This window comes from Nicoliella sp. ESL1120 (genome assembly GCF_058508515.1).
The window spans coordinates 1102922-1123338 of the sequence record NZ_CP196383.1; the positions used below are offsets into that span (position 1 = coordinate 1102922).

The window sequence follows — 20417 nt, forward strand, 5'->3', positions numbered from 1 at the left end:
CTAGATGAACTTAACGAACTTCTTGTTACTGGTTAGGTACTTACCCTTTCCAATGTAGAAACGAGTAATTCCCTTGTACTTAACAACCTTGTTTACCTTGACCTTAGAACCAACCTTGTAGAATTTCTTGCTGGTCTTAAAGCCTTTTTCACCATGAACAATTGCACCCTTAGGATTGATAACCTTAACGGTATTACTTCCATTCAGGTCTGATTGTTGATAGTAAACATTGGCTACATAAGCATGGTTCGCAGTGATGTAAGCACCCTTTGAACCAGAGATTACGTTCTTGATGTAGTAACGAACGAGGCCACTAGCAGAAACCGCAATCTTCTTGATCTTGAATCCATCGATGTTCTTACCGGACATCTTGCTAGACTTAGCTAACCGTTGATCAACTGCAAACGTTGCCTTGTCGTAAAGGTAAATCTTCTTCTTGTTGTAGACATATGATGAATGCTTAGCCAACTTAGCGTTGAATTCATTAACGTATCCATCAACATATCCCTTTGCCTTACCACGTAGCGACGATGTAGCAATCGTATCAGCCTTAGCAGCAGCTTTACCACGTGCGTATTCACTAGCATAATCACTTTGTCCGACTTCATAAGCTCTCGCAAAGTCACTAGCATAAACTGATGAAGCTCCAGAAGCAACAACCGATGAAGCATTGTTAGATCCAGCAACGTATCCATCATAAGCACCTTGGTAGGTCGCTTCACTAGCATATGAAGCATTCTTAGCAATGCCACTTTCGGCATCGTTCAATCCAGCACTGTAGTAATCAGCGGCAGAACTAGCATTAGATGAAGCGGAGCTAGTAGCTGATGAACTGGATGATGCGCTGCTAGCTGATGAACTAGCGGCACTAGATGCACTCGACTTAGCAGCACTAACTGATGCGCTGTAGCTAAGCGCAGCACTCGCAGCGGAGGAAACAACGCTGCTTCCACTGGATGCAAGAGCACTGTTCATACTGATTGTTCCAGCAAGCGATACTGCAATTGAATTAGCAACACTCGCAGCTGCAGCGGCACTGTTAGCAATGCTGTTCTTAACGACTGCATCACTAGCAGCAGCATCTGCAACTGAACGAGAGTAACTAGCAACGCTATTGTTACCAACGTTAGCAGCAGCACTGGCAGCTGAAGCAGCACTAGAAGCAGCAGCATTATCACTGTTTACATCAGTCCGCGCACTTTGTGCAACGCTGTTTGCTGAACTAGTGGTGCTGTTAGCGGAACTAACCGTAACCGCAACCGAAGCAGCAAAGATTGCAGCTGCATTCGTAACTGAAGCAGCGCTACTTGCTAATGAAGCAAGTGATGCAAGAGAAGCATCGCCTGGGTTAGCACTAGCAATTGAAGCCAAGAGGCTTGCTCCAGCAGCAGCTGAACTATTGTTAGCACTAATTACTGGCGTAGCAACGATTGCATTGGAGTTAATTACTGAGTCAACGCTAGATGCGTAGCTCGTAAATGCAGCAGCGCTATTAGTAGTGCTGTTTGCAGAACTAGTTACTACGGAATCACTAACGGCAACGCTAGCATTCGAAGCAGCTAGGTAAGCATCGTTTGCAAGACTCAATGCTGATGATGTCGTTGCATTCAACGAATCGGCTGCAACTTGATCAGCAAGTGCCTTAGCAGCAGCAGAACTAGCAACTTGTTGGTTAGAAGCAACTAACGAAGCAGCTGAGTTAACCAATGTGCTGTTAGTCATTGCATCCCTCATTGCTGAAGTAGCAAGACTGTTGTAAATATCACCAGCACTCCGGTTACCATTTACATAGTAAGAAGTAGCTTGAGCAGCGGTAGAACTAGCGAAAGTAGCATCCTTTTGAATGTCATTGTTAGCCGAACTTACAGCTGCACTAGCTGAATGAGCAACAGACTTAGCAGCACTTGCAATGCTGTTTTGAGTAGCGACATCACTATTCAAGCTATTTACAGCACTAGTAGCAGAGCTAGCAACGCTGGCTTGGGTAGCAAGAACACTATTCGTTGGGAATTGAGCAGTCATGCTTGCAATTGCATTATTTGCACTGGCAACCGAACCGTTATCAATAGCGGTAGCCGTTGATGCTGAATTAGCAACGCTTGCATAACTATCAATTGCACTGGTGTTGATGTTAGCACCACTAGCCACACTCGCAGCAACTGAAGCAATAGAATTAGCAGAACTATTCACTTGCGATGCAGTGTTAGTACCAGCATTTGCAGCCGCAATTTCATTGTTGATTGCGGAGTTTGCAGCACTCGCAACTGAACTAGCACTTTGCGCAACGTTGTTATCAGAAGTGGCAGTCGATTCAGCAGCTGAACCAACGGAAGCTAATGAAGCAGCTTCGCTAGCAGCGCTATCGGCTTGGTTTCTGTAAATTACAATCGTTGCAACAGCAGATTCAGCAACTGACCGTGCAGAACTGGCGGTCATGCTGTCACCACTTTGTGCAGCAACACTAGCTACTGAATCAGCACTTTGGGCTGAAGCATTGGCACTATTAGCAGCGCTCAATGCGGAATTAGCAGTTTGACTAGCACTCTTAGCTAATGCAGAAGCAGAACTAGCAACGCTGGCAGCTGATGAAGCTTGACTAGCAGCACTATTGGCAACTGAAGCAGCGGAGGAAGCAAGTTGAACGTTTGATTGAACAACTTGATCCTTAGGATAAGCAGTCGCAGCTGATGAAGCAGCGGCTGCATCCTTAGCAGCACCTTGAGCAGCGTTCATTGCACTTTGGGCTTGTTGTGAAGCAACCAAGCTATTCGATGCAGTTTGAACACTTACCGAACTAGTTACTTGTGAATCCTTAACAACTGCAGCAACGTCTGATTGACCGTTTGCAGCAGCCGATGAGGCCCGTGCAGCATCACTAGCAGCCGAACTAGCTTGTTCAGCAGATTGCGTAGCAGCATTAACCACTGCTGACAATGAGTTAGCAGCACTTTCATCATTGACAGCTGCAATGGCTGCGGATGAAGCAACCGCGGAGTTAGCCTCGGCAACGCTGAATGCGCTTGACGCAATTGAGACCATTGCGCTTGCAGTCGCAGCATTAGTAGCAGCAGATGAATTGTACTTGCTTGCGTTTTGGTAATCGTGAACACCAGTAGCACTAGCAGCTAATGATGAGTAAATGTTAGCAACCCGTGCAGCTTCACTAGCAGTAGCATTGGCACTGTTAGCAACTACGGCAACTGAACTAACTTGAGCAGTCGCAGCATATGCCAAACTCTTTTGTGCAGAAGCATCGGCATTCAAGCTAGCTATTTGTGGTGCGACCGAGTTGATAACTTGAGCCGCAGCACTAATGGTAGCATTGCTGGAATTAGCAGCAACGATCGAGTTAACCAAGCTAGCAGAATTCAATGCTTGAGCAGAATCACTAGCAACGGCAACGGAAGCAGAAGCCGCAATTGAGGCATTATTACTAGTGGCGTTAAAGTCATTAGCAACGTTAGATGCATAGTTCGAAGTCCCACTAGCAGCATTTGATGCGTTGGTGTTGTTGTTACCAGCATCGCTTTGGGCTGCAGAAGTAGCAGCGGAGTTAGCGGAACTAGCAACCGCAGCAGCGCTGGAAGCGACACTTTGATCACTGATTGCAGCTGAAGCAGCGGAACTAGCGATGGACTTAGCAGCACTGGCGATTGAAGCCTGAGCACTGGCATCGCTTTGAAGGCTATTCATTCCACTAGCAGTAGCGGAAGCTTGACTGTTGTAGATACTTCCGGCAGAAGTATCACCACCAGCAAAGGCGGAACTAGCAGCAGAACTTAAGCTGTTAACCGTGCTTGCGGCATCGTTGGCTGCCTTGGAATCGGCAGTCGCCTTCGAAGCAGCGGCACTGGCAGCACTGGCAGCACTATTAGCAGCACTGGATTGCTTATCAGCATCTGATTGAGCACTATTAGCCGTGTTTGCAGCATCCGAAGCAATTGAAGCTTGCGAGTGGATGAAGCTATCAGATGGATTTGCACTAGCAGCAGCACTAGCTTGTGAAGCATCGCTTTGGGCACTACTACTGATGCTGTTAGTAGCAGAAGCAGCAGAGTCAGCTTGACTAGCGTAACTAGATGCAGCAGATGCATCGTTGTTAGCGTTATTAGCAGCGCTACTTACGGCAGCCGATTGGCTACTTGCCACGCTGGAAGCGGCGGAGCCACTGTCGGCACCTGCACTTTGGGCAGCGGAAGCAGATGAAGCAACTGAGTTAGCGGAGCTAGCAACTGAAGCGGCACTGGTTGCAGTGCTATTTGCACTATCAGCCTTGGAAGCAGCAGAGCTAGCGGCACTAGCGGCACTAGCGGCAGCGGATGCAGCACTGTCGGCTCTGGACTTAGCAGCATTCGCAGAATTAGCGGCACTCGATGCAACTGAAGCAGCACTGGATGCGGTAGAACTGTCACCACTTTGGGCGGCAGAGCTAGCGGCAGCAGCGGCACTGGATGCAATTGCTGAAGCCGTTGAAGCATCGTTTGAATCGGAACTGGCAGCAGAGTTAGCGCTCGTTGCAGTTGAGTTAGCACTCGATGCGATCGATGCAGCACTTGATGCTTCAGAAGAAGCTGAGTTAGCAGCACTGGCGGCACTGGTTGCGGTGCTTGCGGCAGAACTGATCAAACTGTTACCAGAGTGTGCGGAAGCCTGACTGTTAGCGGCAGAAGCAGCATTGTTGGCAGCACTAGCAGCAGATGAAGTAGCCGAGCTATCAGAAGTAGCTTGACTGGCAGCGGAACTAGCGGCAGAAGCAGCGCTTGAAGTTACGCTGGTATCTGAGTTAGTAGCACTACTATCACCAGCAGCTTGGCTGGCAGCAGAGCTAGCAGCACTGGCATCACTAGCAGCGGCACTGGCGGTAGAAGCAGCGGAAACGGCCGAGTTAACAACACTGTTTTGAGCTGCGGCAGCGGCTGCAGTAGATGCAGCAGCAGAAGCGGCTGATTGGCCAGCTACAGTCGCTGAGGCTGCAGTTTGACTTGCGGTATTAGCATTATCAGCATTCGTAGCGGCAGCGGATGCGAAACTAGCGGCAGTCGAGTTGTAAGCACTGGCTTGTGAGTAGTTACCAGCGCTATTAGCTGAAATGGCTTGACTAGCGTTGGTGCTTGCAAGACTAGCGTTGGTCTTGGCATTGTTAGCTTCACTATCAGCAGTTGATGCAGCCGTGCTTGCAGCAATGTAAGCAAAGCTTGCAGCACTGGAGTAACCATCAGTGGCACTCTTATCGCTGTTAAGGGCTGAACTAGCACTTTGATATGCTGAGTTAGCACTGCTAATTGCAGCGTTGCTTGGGTTGTTAGAAACGTAGTTGCTCATTGCTGAAGCTTGTTGAGTAGCGTTGTTGGAGTAACTAGTTACCACACTATCAGCAGATGATGCGGTTTGACTAGCAATCTTAGCAGCGGAAGCATTCGCATCAGCACCACTTGCGTATGAAATAGCAGCGGAACTAGCGGTTGAAGCCGTGTTACTTGCACTATTAGCTGAATTGTTTCCATTGCTTCCTTCGCTAGCAGCACTACTTGCAGCAGTAGATGCACTGGATGCAATTGAGTTTGCGGCAGATGCAGCCTTGCTATCGTTATCAGCTTGGGTAGAAGCTGAACTAGCGATCGCAGCGTGGGAACTAGCAGCACTAGCGGCACTGGCAGCAGCATCACTGGCAGACTTGGCAGCAGAAGCAGCAGAACTGGCAATTGATGCAGCTGATGATGCGGCACTACTATCACCAGTTGAGGCAGCCGTACTTGCTGCGGCTGCAGCACTACTTGCGGCACTGTTAGCATTGGATGCGGCACTATTAGCAGCATTCGCAGCGCTTGAATCATCAGCAGCAGCAGATGCGGCACTCGAAGCAGTTGATGCTTGATTACTTGCATCGCTAGCAGCTGAGTTGGCAGCGGAAGCAGCAGAGTTAGCTGCGGAAGCTGCGGAATTAATGACCGCATTGCTTGGGTTAGCAGAGGCAGCGGCATTTGCCGAAGCAGCAGCAGCACTTGCTGACTTAGCATCTGAACCAGCAGAAGTAGCAGAATTACCTGCAGCACTGGCATCTGATTTAGCACCACTCGCAGCACTAGCGGCCTTAGAGTTATCTCCGGAAGTTCCTGCAGAAGCGATTGCAGCAGCTTCTGAATCAGCACCGGCCTTAGCAGCAACCAATGAAAGCATTACACCTGAAGCAGCACTTTCATCGTTAACGGCTTGACTAGCGGCACTTTGGGCAACCTTCGTCAAGCTAGTCGTTGCATCAGCAGCACTAGCGGCAGATGAAGCTTGTTGACTTGCAAAGGCAGCGGCAGATACGGCAATGGATGCGTAGCTTGATCCATTGACGTTATTACCAGTTGAGAATGCAAAGCCAGCTTGTACATTTGCACTAGAGATTGTATTGATAGCACTGGCAATTGCGGAACTAGCAGTCGTGATCACAGCAATTTGTGAAGTAACCGCACTCGATGCACTTCCAGCGATGTATCTTTGGGTTGCAGCATCGGAGTTGTAACTGTTAATTGCATTAACGGCGCTCGATGCGTATGCAGCAGCACTAATGAAGACTGCATCACTAGAATTAGTGTTGAAGTAGGAGTTGATCGAACTAGCAATGACGCTAGCTGATTGAACGTAACCACTTACCGTGGTAGCAGCTGAACTAGCGATACTGTAAGCAGAACTTGCAGCGGCACTATTAGCATTGGCAGTCGAAGCATCAGTTGAAGTAGCAGCAGATGCTGAACTAGCTTCAGATGAAGCCCCACTTCCGGCGGCGTTACCACTCGTTGCAGCACTGGCGGCACTATTAGCGGCACTAGCAGCACTGTTGAAGTTACTGATTTGAACGCCGATTTGAACAACATCATTAGCAGCCTTAGAAGCGGCATCACTAGCGATGTTAGTGTAACTAAAGATTGCACTGGAGTTGTTGATCATCGTTTGGGCAGTGACGCTAGCAGTAGAAGCAGCTTCACTAGCAGTCTTAGCATAGCTATCACCAGAAGTGGTGTTACCAGCCAAGTATGCGGAGTTAGCAGAAGCGACGTTCGTTGCAACTGCAACCGAAGCACTTGAAATCGTGGTTGAAAGTGAACCATCTGAACCATGAACGCTAGTAGCTAAAGCAGCAGCATTCGAAGCAATAGATGCTTGTGAACTTGCATCCACAGAGTATGAATTGATCATCGAGTTAGCTGTACTTGCAGCTGTCACAGCACTAGCAATTGATTGGTTCAAGGAGTTGTTCTTGGCAAGCGTAGCGATACTATCGTTTACAGAATTGATGCTAGTTGCATTGGAACTAGCTAACTTAGCTGATGATGATGCATCAGAAGCGTATGAATTAGCAGAAGCAACGTTGGTAGCATCACCTGAGTTGACACTTCCAGCAACCACATTAGCGGAACTAGCAGTACTGTTGTTAGCACTACCAGCACTAGCACCGTTGTTTGCAGCACTCGCAGCAGAACTAGCAGCACTTTCGGCAGCTGATCCAGCACTGAGAGCAATCGAAGCACTATTTTCGTCAGCCTTAGCCTTAGATGCAGCATCAGATGCAACAACAGTTGCACTCGATGCAAGGGCAGCAGCTGATGCAACCGCAGAAGCTTGTGAACTCAATCCAGGCAATGCAGCAGATGCTTGGGCTGCGTAAACGGAACCAGTATTGGCATCACCCTTAGTGTAGGCGCTATTAGCAGCGGCAACTAAGCTGTTAACGGTACTTACGGTCACGCTAGCTGCATTGGAGATGGCAACGGCACTTGCAGCGGCGCTAGAAGCAACTGCGTAAGCACTATTGGCAGTTGAAGATTGAACAGCTGCATCGGCACTGTAACTAGCAATCGCAGCAGAAGCTGAGTTAACCAATGCTAATTGTGATTGAACATACGTGTTGCTTTGGTTAGCAGAAGCTAATGAGTTAGCGGAAGAAGCAAGCCCTTGGGCGTTACTACTAAAGCCACTCACAACTACGGCAGCGGAACTAGCTTCTGATGCAAAGATCGAAGCTTGGCTGGCATCGGTAGTCGCATTCGAAGTGTTAGTACCAATTACAGTTCCATAGCTATTGGCTGAAGATGAGGTGCCGGAGTTATTGCCAGCAGCAGCACTCGCAGCACTAGCGGTTGAACTAGCAGCATTGGAAGCACTCGTGGCAGCAGATTTGGCACTATCAGCATTACTACTGTCAGCTGAAGCTTGACTTGCAGCGGAATTAGCTTCTGAAGCGTGGTTCTTCGCAGCACTGGCAGCAGAGGAAGCAGCGGCGCTGGCACTATTAGCAGCACTGGCAGCAGAACTAGCAATGGATGATTGCTTAGATGCGGCACTACTATCACCACTTGCGGCAGCAGTACTTGCAGCACTGGCAGCACTAGATGCAGCGGAGCTGGCACTATTAGCAGCACTATTAGCTGAGCTAGCAGCAGATGAATCAGCCGAAGCTTGACTTGCGGCAGAACTAGCAATTGAAGCATGTGAACTAGCAGCACTCGCAGCGGAACTAGCCGTTGACGCAGCGGAACTAGCTGTGGATGCATCCGAACTAATTGTAGAATTGCTTGGGTTAGCTGATGCAGTAGATGCAGCACTCGCAGCAGCTTTGCTTGCGTCTGCAGCAGAGTTAGATGCGGAACTAGCATCTGAATTAGCAGAAGTAGCGGCAGAACCAGCAGCGGCAGCAGCGCTGGATGCAGCACTACTATCACTATTAGCCCCTGCAGAAGCAATCTTAGCAGCTTCTGAATCAGCACCGGCCTTAGCAGCAGCCAAGGAAAGCATTACGCCTGAAGCGGCACTTTCATCGTTAACGGCTTGACTAGCAGCAGTACTTGCAACCTTAGTTAAGCTAGTCGTTGCATCAGCAGCACTAGCGGCAGATGAAGCTTGTTGACTTGCAGTGGAAGCGGCAGCTAAGGCAATTGCCGTGTAGCTGGAACCAGTGACATTATCACCAGTCTTGAAGGCAAAATCAGCTTGCGTATTAGCATTTGAAACAGCAATCACTGCACTTGCAATTGCAGAACTTGCATTCGTGATCACAGCAATTTGTGAAGTAACCGCAGACGATGCACTTCCAGCGATACTCTTTTGCGTAGCAGCATCGGAGTTGTAACTGCTAATTGCAGTTACAGCACTGGATGCGTATGAAGCAGCGCTAATGAAGATGGCGTCACTAGAATTACTGTTGAAGTAGGAATTGATCGAACCAGCGATGACGATAGCTGATTGAACGTAACCACTGACTAAGCTGGATGCGGAACTAGCGGTACTGTAAGCAGAACTTACAGCGGCACTATTAGCGTTAGCAGTCGATGCGGCAGTAGATGTCGAAGCAGATGCGGAACTAGCTTCTGATGATGCCCCACTTCCGGCAGCGTTTCCACTCGTTGCAGCACTAGCGGCACTATTAGCAGCACTGGCAGCACTATTGAAGTTGCTGATTTGAACACCCATTTGTTGAACGTCATTAGCAGCGTTAGAAGCAGCCACACTGGCAACCGAAGTCAATGATGCAATTGCACTTGAGTTATTGATCATCGTTTGGGCAGTGGCACTAGCGGTGCTTGCAGCCGTACTTGCAACAGCAGCGTAGCTATCACCAGCACTGGTACTACCAGCAAGGTAAGCTGAGTTAGCGGAAGCTACGTTGTCAGAAACTGCAGTTGAAGCACTGGAAATTGTACCACTAAGTGCTGAATTAGAAGCATGAATAGCATTGGCAACGCTAGCAGCACTGGATGCCGTGATCTTTTGTGATTGAGCATCAGTATTGAGCGATGCAATTGCAGCATTTGCAGAAGCGGCAGCACTAGCAGCACTAGAGACGGATTGGTTAAGAGAATTACTCTTGAATAAACTAGCGATACTACTATTAACAACCGCAATACTATCAGCATTCGATGAAGCTAAACTAGCTGATGATGATGCATCGGAAGCATACGAGTTCGCTAGGCTAACGTTCTCAGCTTCACCACTGTAGACACTTCCGGCAACTGAATTAGCGGAACTAGCGGTACTGTTTTCGCTATTACCATTGGAGTTGGCCCCAGATGCTTGACTAGCGGCTGAATTAGCAGCACTAGTGGCACTTGCTAATGAAATTTCAACAATCGAAGCAGAGTTTTCAGCATTTACCGCATCGATAGCAGCTTTAGATGCTACTGCAGAAGCAGAGCTAGCAATTACAACTTGATTAGATGCATCATTTTGGTAATTAACTAGACTAACAGCGGCACTAGCGGCTTGAGAATTAAAGATTGCTCCAGCCGTTGGATTTCCATCGTTGTAGGCACTATTAGCTTGACTAGCAAACGCATTAACTGTAACTACCCCATTAGAAACGGCAACACTATCAGCGCTAGCTTGATTAGCAGCAGCCCTGGCGGCACTCGCAGCATTTGAAGCAACTGCATTAGCACTAGCAGCCGTATTGTTGTAACTAGCAACTTGACTAGCAAGCGAAGCAGCAACACTATTGGCACTAGATACTAAAGAGTTTCTTGGGTTAGCAGAAGCTAAACTAGCAACTGCAGCAGCTTGCGATGAAGCCGTACTGTTGTAACCATCGGTTACGGTCGCAGCGGAACTAGCGATCTTAGCAGATGATTCTGCCCCACTGGCATCAGTGTTAGCAGCACTAGCAGAAATGGCAACCGCACTCGCAATACTTGCAGCGGCACTATTAGCTTGTTTTGCACTGCTTTCCCCAGCACCAGATCCAGCAGAAGCGGAATTAGCAGCACTCTCAGCACTGGATGCAGTTGAGCTAGCACTAGCGGCAGTACTACTGTCATTAGCAGCTTGGTTAGAAGCTGAACTAGCAATTGCAGCGTGGGAACTAGCAGCATTAGCGGCACTGGATGCAGCATCACTGGCAGACTTAGCGGCAGCAGCAGCAGAACTAGCAATTGATGCTTGCGTGGATGCAGCACTACTATCACCACTTTGGGCAGCGGTGCTTGCAGCAGCGGAAGCAGAACTGGCAGCATTATTAGCATTAGATGCAGCATTATTAGCAGAACTGGCAGTGCTTGCATCACTAGAAGCAGCATTCGCAGCACTCGATGCGATTGATGCTTGGGAACTTGCATCGTTTGCAGCTGAGTTTGCAGCGGAAGCAGCGGAATTAGCGGCTGATGCAGCGGATCTAATTACAGCGTTACTTGGGTTAGCAGAGGCAGCTGAGTTGACAATAGCAGCACTAGCACTAGCAGCAGCTGCTGATGACTTAGCAGAATCAGCTGAGTTAGAAGCTGAACTAGCATCTGAACTAGCAGAACCAGCAGCAGCACTGGCCTTCGCATTATCTGATGAAGCCCCACTGGTAGCAGATGAAGCAACAATGGAATCGCTGCTTGCTTGGCTCGCATAACTAGCAGCGGCACTGGCGGTTGAAGCAGCGGCAACAGCAGAGTTAACAACACTGTTCAAGCCAGAAGCAACCGATTCTTCGGAAGTTGCAGATTTAGCAGCAGCTTGCGCAGTTGAATTAGCAGTAGCTGCAGTGTCACTCGCAGTATTAGCAGCAACTGCATTATTAGAAGCATCTTCAGCATTCTTAGCAGCAGCGGAGTTGTACTTGCTTGCTAATGAGTAGTTACCAGCACTATTAGCATCAACTGCATCACTAGCATTAGAACTAGCAAGACTAGCGTTGATACTTGCGGCTACGCTAGCACTATTGGCAACGGAGGCAGCGGAGCTTGCGGTACTGTAAGCAGAACTTGCAGTACTTGAGTAACCATCAGTAGCACTCTTAGCACTGGATAATCCAGCACTAGCACTTTGATATGCTGAGTTAGCAGTACTAATAGCAGCGTTACTTGGGTTGTTTGAAACGTAATTGCTCATTGATGATGATTGTTGCGTAGCATTGTTGGAGTAGCTAGTAACAACACTATCAGCAGATGATGCAGTTGAATTAGCGATCGATGCAGCACTAGCGTTTGCATTGGCACCACTAGCAGCAATCGATGCAGCACTATTAGCTGAATTAGCTTCAGAACTGGCACTCGCGGCAGCCGAACTACCAGCACTTCCAGCATTGGCAGCAGCGGCATTAGCAGCTGAAGCAACGCTATTCAATGAACTAACGGCAATGTTAGCATTACTTTCATCATCAACGGCTTGGCTAGCAGCAGTACTTGCAACCGTCGTTAAGCTAGTTGAAAGTGAAGCATAACCACTAGTTGCAACCGCAGTGGAACTAGCAAAGGTAGCGTATGATGCAGCACTGACCATCGCAGAACTACCAGCTGAAGTGTTTCCAGCTTCATAAGCTGAAACAGCGAGACTGTTGGCAACACTAGCAGCAACAGAGGCATTGGATACCGCAACAGAAGCGCTACTGATCAATGCGTAGTATGAGTTAACAGCAGAGTCAGCACTGGATGCGGTACTCTTTTGATTTTGGGCATCAGTATTGAGGCTGTTAATCGTAGCAGTAATGCTATTAGCAGATGAAGCGTAACTCTTGAATGCGGAGTTAGTTGGATCGTTGTTCAAGTAACTGTTAACGATACTATCTAAGCCGTTAGCTGAACTATTTACCCCACTAACCACACTAGCAGCACTCGATGCAACCGCGCTGTATGAGTTTGCAGATGTTACATCCGTTCCAGCAGTGCTAAAGTTGGCGTTAATTTGAGAAGTAGCTGAATTGTAGGCAGATGATGCTGAACTAGCAGCACTGTTTCCACCATTAGCGGCACTAGCTGCAGATGCTGCAGCTGATGATGCTGAGTTAAAGCTACTGATTTGAACCCCAATTTGAACCACGTCATTAGCAGCCTTAGAAGCGGCAAGGCTAGCGATGTTGGTCAATGAGAGAATTGCACTGGAGTTGTTGATCATCGTTTGGGCAGTGACGCTAGCAGTAGAAGCAGCTGCACTAGCCGTCTTGGCATAACTATCACCCTCACTGGTGTTACCAGCTAGGTAAGCGGAGTTGGCAGATGCAACGTTGTTAGAAACCGCAACGGAGGCACTGGAAATCGCAGCACTAGCGGAACTATCACCAACACTGTGGATGCTAGTAGCAACGATGGCAGCGCTGGCAGCCGTACTCTTTTGAGCTTGCGCATCAATATTGAGTGATGCGATGGTGCTATTAGCTAAGCTAGCAGCAGTAGCGGCACTAGCAACGGATGCATTCCCAGAGTTTGCGGATGAAAGACTCGCAATGTTACTGTTTACAGAATTGATGCTAGTAGCATTGGAACTAGCTAAGCTAGCTGATGATGATGCATCGGCAGCGTATGAGTTAGCAGAAGCAACGTTGGTAGCATCGCCTGAGTTGACGCTTCCGGCAACGGCACTGGCTGAGTTAGCGGTGCTGGTATTGGCAGCCCCACTCGTTGCCCCATTGTTAGCAGCGCTGGCAGCTGAACTAGCAGCTGTGGATGCGCTACTCAATGAAACTTCAACGTTCGAAGCAGCACTTTCGGCAGCAACTGCAACACTGGCAGCTGAACTAGCAGTTATAGAAGCGGCACTTGCAATCGCAGCTTGAGTCGAAGCATCAGTTTGGTAAGCAACTAGGCTAGCAGCAGCACTGGATGCTTGGACGTTGTAAATCGATCCGACCGTAGCATCACCAGTAGCGTAAGCTGAGTTAGCTTGACTAGCGAATGTGTTGACCACATCCACACCCTTAGAAACGGCAACACTATCACTGGATGCTTGCACAGCTGCGGAACTAGCAGCAGAAGCAGCAGAAGCAGCAACTGAGTTAGCAGAAGATGCCGTAGCATTCAAGCTAGCAATCGTTCCAGCAGCAGAGGTAGCAAATGATACGGCGCTCGTTACAACGGCGTTGCTTGAGTTAGCAGAAGCTAAATTAGAAACCGCAGCGGCTTGCGAAGCAGCCATACTGTTGTAGCCACTGGTTACGGTCGCAGCGGTACTAGCGATCTTAGCAGATGATTCTGCTCCACTAGCATCAGCATTGGCAGCATTAGCGGCAATTGAAACTGCTGATGATACGCTAGCTGCGGAACTCTTAGCTTGTGATGCACTGCCTGATCCAGCAGCGGAACCAGATGCGGTTGAATTAGCAGCAGAGTTAGCATTTGAAGCAGCAGAGTTAGCACTATCAGCAGCATTGCTGTCATTAGCAGCTTGGTTAGAAGCGGAACTAGCAATTGCAGCGTGGGAACTAGCGGCATTAGCGGCACTAGCAGCAGCATCACTGGCAGACTTAGCGGCACTAGCAGCGGCACTAGCAATTGATGATTGCGTGGATGCAGTAGAACTATCGCCCTTTGCGGCAGCACTACTTGCAGCGGAAGCAGCCTTACTTGCATCACTATTAGCACTGGCAGCCGTGCTATTGGCCGCACTAGCATTGCTTGCATCACCAGCAGCATCAGATGCAGCACTAGATGCGATTGCTGCATGTGAACTAGCAGCGCTGGCAGCGGAGCTAGCAATTACAGCAGCAGATGCAGCGGCTGATGCATCAGAGCTAATTGCAGCATTACTTGAGTTAGCAGAGGCGATTGAGCTTGCGGCAGAAGCAGCTGTACTAGCTGACTTAGCAGCTGAACCAGCAGAAGCAGCAGAATTACTTGCAGCACTGGCATCTGATTTAGCACCACTCGCAGCACCACCGGCGTTGGCATTATTACCTGAAGCACCAGATGCAGCAATCGAAGCAGCTTCTGAGTCAGCACCGGCCTTAGCAGAAACCATTGAAAGGATAGCACCAGAAGCGGCACTTTCATCGGTAACGGCTTGACTAGCGGCAGTACTTGCAACCTTAGTTAAGCTAGTCGTTGCATCAGCAGCACTAGCTGCAGAGGAAGCCTGTTGACTTGCAACAGTAGCAATAGATACTGCAATTGATGTGTAGCTGGATCCATCCGAGTACTTACCAGTTGAAAATGCAAAGCTAGCTTGCGTATTAGCATTGGAAATGGCAGTGATGGCACTGGAAATTGCGGAACTAGCATTACTAATTACAGAAATTTGTGAAGTAACCGCAGTTGATGCACTTCCAGCGATGCTCTTTTGCGTAGCAGCATCGGAGTTGTAACTGTTAATTGCGCTAACGGCACTGGATGCGACAGATGATGCACTAATGAAGACGGAGTCACTAGAATTACTGTTGAAGTAGGAGTTGATCGAACCAGCGATGACACTAGCTGATTGAACGTAACCACTGACGACGTTGGAAGCAGAACTAGCAACGCTGTAAGCAGAACTTACAGTCGCGCTATTAGCATTGGCAGTCGATGCATCGGTTGAAGTAGCAACAGCTGCGGAACTAGCTTCTGATGAAGCCCCACTTCCGGCAGTATTACCACTCGTCGCAGCATTAGCGGCACTGTTAGCAGCACTGGTAGCACTGTTGAATGAACCGACTTGAACTGCAATGCTTTGAACATCATCAGCAGCCTTAGAAGCAGCCACACTGGCTACGGAAGTGTAACTAGCGATGGCAGCGGAATTAGCAACCATTGATTGTGCATACGTGGAAGCATTGGATGCTTCAACACCAGCTTGTTTAGCATAACTGTCCCCAGCGGTATTGCTACCAGCAAGGTAAGCTGAATTAGCAGCAGCGATGTTGTTAGCAACGGCACTAGATGCAGATGCAATCGATGCACTAAGACTTTCATCAGTTGCTTTAACACTCGTAGCAGAAGCAGCGGCATTAGATGCAATTGACTTTTGACTTTGCGCATCAGCATTGTAACTAGCAATGGCAGTATTAGCCGAGTTAGCAGCACTGGCGGCACTGATAATCACTGGGTTAGTAGAGTTGCTTTGCACCAAACTAGCGAGACTGTTGTTAACACTATTAACACTAGAAGCACTGTCATTAGCAGTAGTTGCATAACTAGATGCAAGGGCTGCATATGAGTTAGCAGCGGAGACATTGGCACTGTCACCTGCAGTTACACTAGCGGCAACTGAACTAGCTGAAGTAGCGGTACTAGACCCATTGTTGGCAGCGCTAGCAGCATTAGATGCGGTACTATCAACACTGGATAATGATACTTCGACACTTGATGCAGACTTTTCAGCATCAACCGCAATGGAAGCAGCTGTAGATGCAGCTGTAGATGCTGAAACAGCAATGCTAGATTGAGATTGCGCATCAGTTTGGTAAGCAACTAGACTAGCAGCGGCACTTGATGCTTGAGAATTAAAGATTGATCCACCAGTGGCATTTCCCTCTTTGTAGGCACTGTTAGCTTGACTAGCCAATGCACTAACTGTATTTACCCCATTAGAAACGGCAACACTATCATTAGCAGCTTGAGATGCAGCAACAACAGCAGCACTAGCAGCATTGGAAGCAACTACATTGGCACTAGAAGCCGTAGTGTTATAACTAGCAATTTGACTAGCAAGCGCAATGGCAACACTATTGGCACTGCTTACTACGGCATTGTTTGGGTTAGCAGAAGCTAAACTAGCAACCGCGGCAGCTTGTGATGAAGCAGTACTGTTGTAACCACTGGTTACGGTCGCAGCAGAACTAGCGATCTTAGCAGATGCTTCTGCCCCACTAGCATCGGCATTAGCAACACTGGCAGCCGTAGAAACTACACTAGCGATACTTGCAGCGGAACTGTTAGCTTGTGATGCACTGCTTGATCCAGCAGTGGAACCAGATGCGGCTGAACTAGCAGCATTGGAAGCACTCGTGGCAGCAGAGTTAGCACTAGCAGCAGCACTACTGTCATTAGCAGCTTGGTTAGAAGCTGAACTTGCAATTGCAGCGTGTGAACTAGCGGCACTAGCGGCACTGGATGCAGCATCACTGGCAGCCTTGGCAGCAGAAGCAGCTGAACTGGCAATTGATGCAGCTGATGATGCGGCACTACTATCACCACTTTGGGCAGCACTACTTGCGGCAGCAGCAGCACTATTTGCGGCTTTATTAGCATTAGATGCAGCATTATTAGCAGAACTGGCAGTGCTTGCATCACCAGAAGCAGCAGTCGCAGCACTCGATGCGATCGATGCTTGTGAACTTGCATCGTTTGCAGCTGAGTTGGCAGCGGAAGCAGCTGAATTAGCGGCAGCAGCTGCTGAACTAATTACCGTATTGCTTGGGTTTGCAGAGGCAGCGGCATTTGCCGAAGCAGCAGCAGCACTTGCTGACTTAGCAGCTGAATTTGCAGAAGTAGCAGAATTACCTGCAGCACTGGCATCGGAAGCAGCACCACTCGCAGCACCACTGGCCTTAGAGTTGTCTCCTGAAGCCCCTGAAGAAGCAATGGCGGCAGCTTCTGCATCAGCACCGGCCTTAGCAGCAACCATTGAAAGGATAGCACCAGAAGCGGCACTTTCATCCTTAACGGCTTGATCAGCAGCAGTTTGGGCAATTGTCGTTAAGCTAGTCGTTGCAGCAGCAGCACTAGCTGCACTATCGGCTTGTTGACTTGCAACAGTAGCAATAGATACTGCAATTGCGGTGTAGCTAGATCCATCAGCATTCTTCCCAGTCATGTAGGCAACACTAGCTTGCGTATTAGCGCTAGCAATCGCACTGATAGCACTGGAAATTGCGGAACTAGCATTACTAATTACAGCAATTTGTGAAGTAACTGCAGTCGATGCGCTTCCAGCAATACTCTTTTGCGTAGCAGCATCGTAGTTGTAGCCGTTAATTGCGCTAACGGCACTGGATGCGACAGCAGATGCGCTTTGGAAGACGGAGTCACTAGAATTACTGTTGAAGTAGGAGTTGATTGAACCAGCAATGACACTAGCTGATTGAACGTCGCCACTGACAACGCTAGAAGCGGAACTAGCGGTACTGTAAGCAGTACTTACAGCAGCACTACTAGCATTAGCATTGGAAGCATCCGTTGAAGTAGCAGCAGATGCGGAACCGGCTTCAGATGCAGCACTACTTCCGGCACTGCTTCCACTCGTTGCAGCACTGGCGGCACTGTTAGCAGCACTGGCAGCACTGTTGAATGAACTAACTTGAATTGCAATGCTTTGAACATCATCAGCAGCCTTAGAAGCAGCCACACTGGCTACTGAAGTGTAACTAGCGATGGCAGAGGAATTAGCAACCATTGATTGTGCATACGTGGAAGCATTGGATGCTTCAACACCAGCTTGATTAGCATAACTGTCCCCAGCGGTATTGCTACCAGCAATGTAAGCTGAATTAGCAGCAGCGATGTTGTTAGCAACTGCACTAGATGCAGATGCAATGGATGCACTAAGACTTTCATCAGTTGCTTTAACACTCGTTGCAGCAGAGGCGGCGCCAGATGCAATTGCCTTTTGACTTTGCGCATCAGCATTGTAACTAGCAATGGCAGTATTAGCAGAGTTAGCAGCACTGGCGGCACTAGTGATCAATGGGTTAACATTATTGCTTTGCGCCAAACTAGCGAGACTGTTGTTAACAGTATTTACGCTCGTAGCGGCATCACTAGCAGTAGTTGCATAACTAGATGCAAGGGCTGCATATGAGTTAGCAGCGGAAACATTGGCACTGTCACCTGCAGTTACACTAGCGGCAACTGAACTAGCTGAAGTAGCGGTACTAGATCCATTGTTGGCAGCACTAGCAGCATTAGATGCGGTACTATCAGCACTGGATAATGATACTTCGACACTTGATGCAGACTTTTCAGCATCAACCGCAATGGCTGCAGCAATAGATGCAGCTGTAGATGCTGAAGCAGCAATGCTCGATTGAGATTGGGCATCAGTTTGGTAAGCAACTAGACTAGCAGCGGCACTGGATGCTTGAACATTAAAGATCGATCCAGCAACTGTGTTTCCTGCACCATAAGCAGCGTTAGCTTGACTAGCCAATGCACTAACGGTAGTTACACCATTAGAAACGGCAACACTATCAGAACTGGCTTGGTTAGCAGCAGCTCTGGCGGCACTTGCAGCATTGGAAGCAACTACATTGGCACTGGAAGCCGTAGTGTTGTAACTAGCAATTTGACTAGCAAGCGCAATGGCAACACTATTGGCACTGCTTACTACGGAATTGTTTGGGTTAGCAGAAGCTAAACTAGCAATCGCAGCAGATTGTGATACAGCCGTACTATTGTAACCACTGGTTACGGTCGCAGCGGAACTGGCAATCTTAGCAGATGCTTCAGCACCACTGGCATCAGCGTTGGCAACGGTGGCAGCAGTATCTACTGCTGATGATACACTAGCAGCGGCACTGTTAGCTTGTGATGCACTGCCTGATCCAGCAGTGGAACCTGATGCGGCTGAACTAGCAGCACTATTCGCACTGGATGCGGTGCTAGATGCAGAAGATGCAGTACTGTTAGCACTAGATGCGGTACTGTTAGCAGAACTAGCATCACTTGCGTATGAGTCAGCAGCCTTTTTCGCAGCAGCGGCAGCGCTAGCGGCAGCTGATGCAGCATTCGCAGCAGAACTAGCAATCGATGCCTCTGTTGATGCAGTACTACTATCACCCTTTTGAGCAGCAGAGGAAGCAGCAGAAGCGGCAGAAGCAGCAGTCGAATTAGCAGCTGATCCAGCAGCGGCAGCAGAATTAGCACTACCACTTTGTACGATTGCATTCGAGGAATCAGAAGCAGCCTGCGTATTAGCAGAACTAGCAACCGCAGCAGCGGAAGCAGCCGATGAGGCCGCGGCAGCAGCACTCGATGCTAACGATTGAATTACAGGGTTGTCCTTGTTGGCACTGGCAGTTGCTGAAGCAGCACTAGCACTATCAGCAGCTGTGCTGGCAGTCTTTGCTGCACTCGCTGCATTGTTGGATGCCGAAGTAGCGTTATTACTTGCAACACTAGCATCAGATTGAACCGCAGCACTATCACTCTGGGCACTACCATTGTAAATGGATGCTTGGCTAGAAGAAATTGCCGCAGCACTAGCGTAACTTACAGCAGAACTAGCATTTTCAGCACTTTGGTAAGCAGAGGTAGCGGCGCTGTTAAAGCCAGAAGCAACAACAGCTTCGGAACTAGCAGAACTAGCAGCACTGACCGCAGCAGGCGTAATTGAAGCAGCAACTGAACTAGCAGCATTCGCATCAGCAGCATTTTGCGCAGCGGAGGCTGCCGCAGCGGAGGCATTGGAGTTCAATGAATTAGCTTGGGCGTAGTTTCCAGCTGATGTTGCAGCAGCAGCAGCGGAAGCGTTGGCACTCGCAATACTTGCGTTGATGCTGGCCATCGTGCTGGCACTATTAGCAACGGAGGCAGCGGAACTAACTGCACTGTAAGCGGAACTAGCGGTTACAGAGTAACTATCAGCAGCGGTCTTGGCACTGGTCAAACCAGAACTAGCACTGTTGAAGACCGAATTAGCAGAACTAATTGCAGCATTGCTTGCGTTAGTGGAATTATTTACGATTGCACTCATGGCAGAACTCATACCATTAGTGTTGTTGGAGTAGCTAGTAACGGCGGCATCAGCGGATGATGCAACTGAATTAG

The 20417-nt window shown here is 48.8% G+C and carries 1 protein-coding gene (cut by a window edge); it reads right to left on the minus strand.

Annotated features, from left to right (window positions below; genetic code table 11):
- On the minus strand, positions 1–20417 hold the 3' portion of the coding sequence (locus ACSYTE_RS04895; protein WP_491716345.1) for a beta strand repeat-containing protein. It continues 13126 nt past the right edge of the window; only the last 20417 of its 33543 coding nucleotides appear in the window; its start codon lies off the right edge, out of view — the gene reads right to left on this strand; the stop codon is at positions 1–3.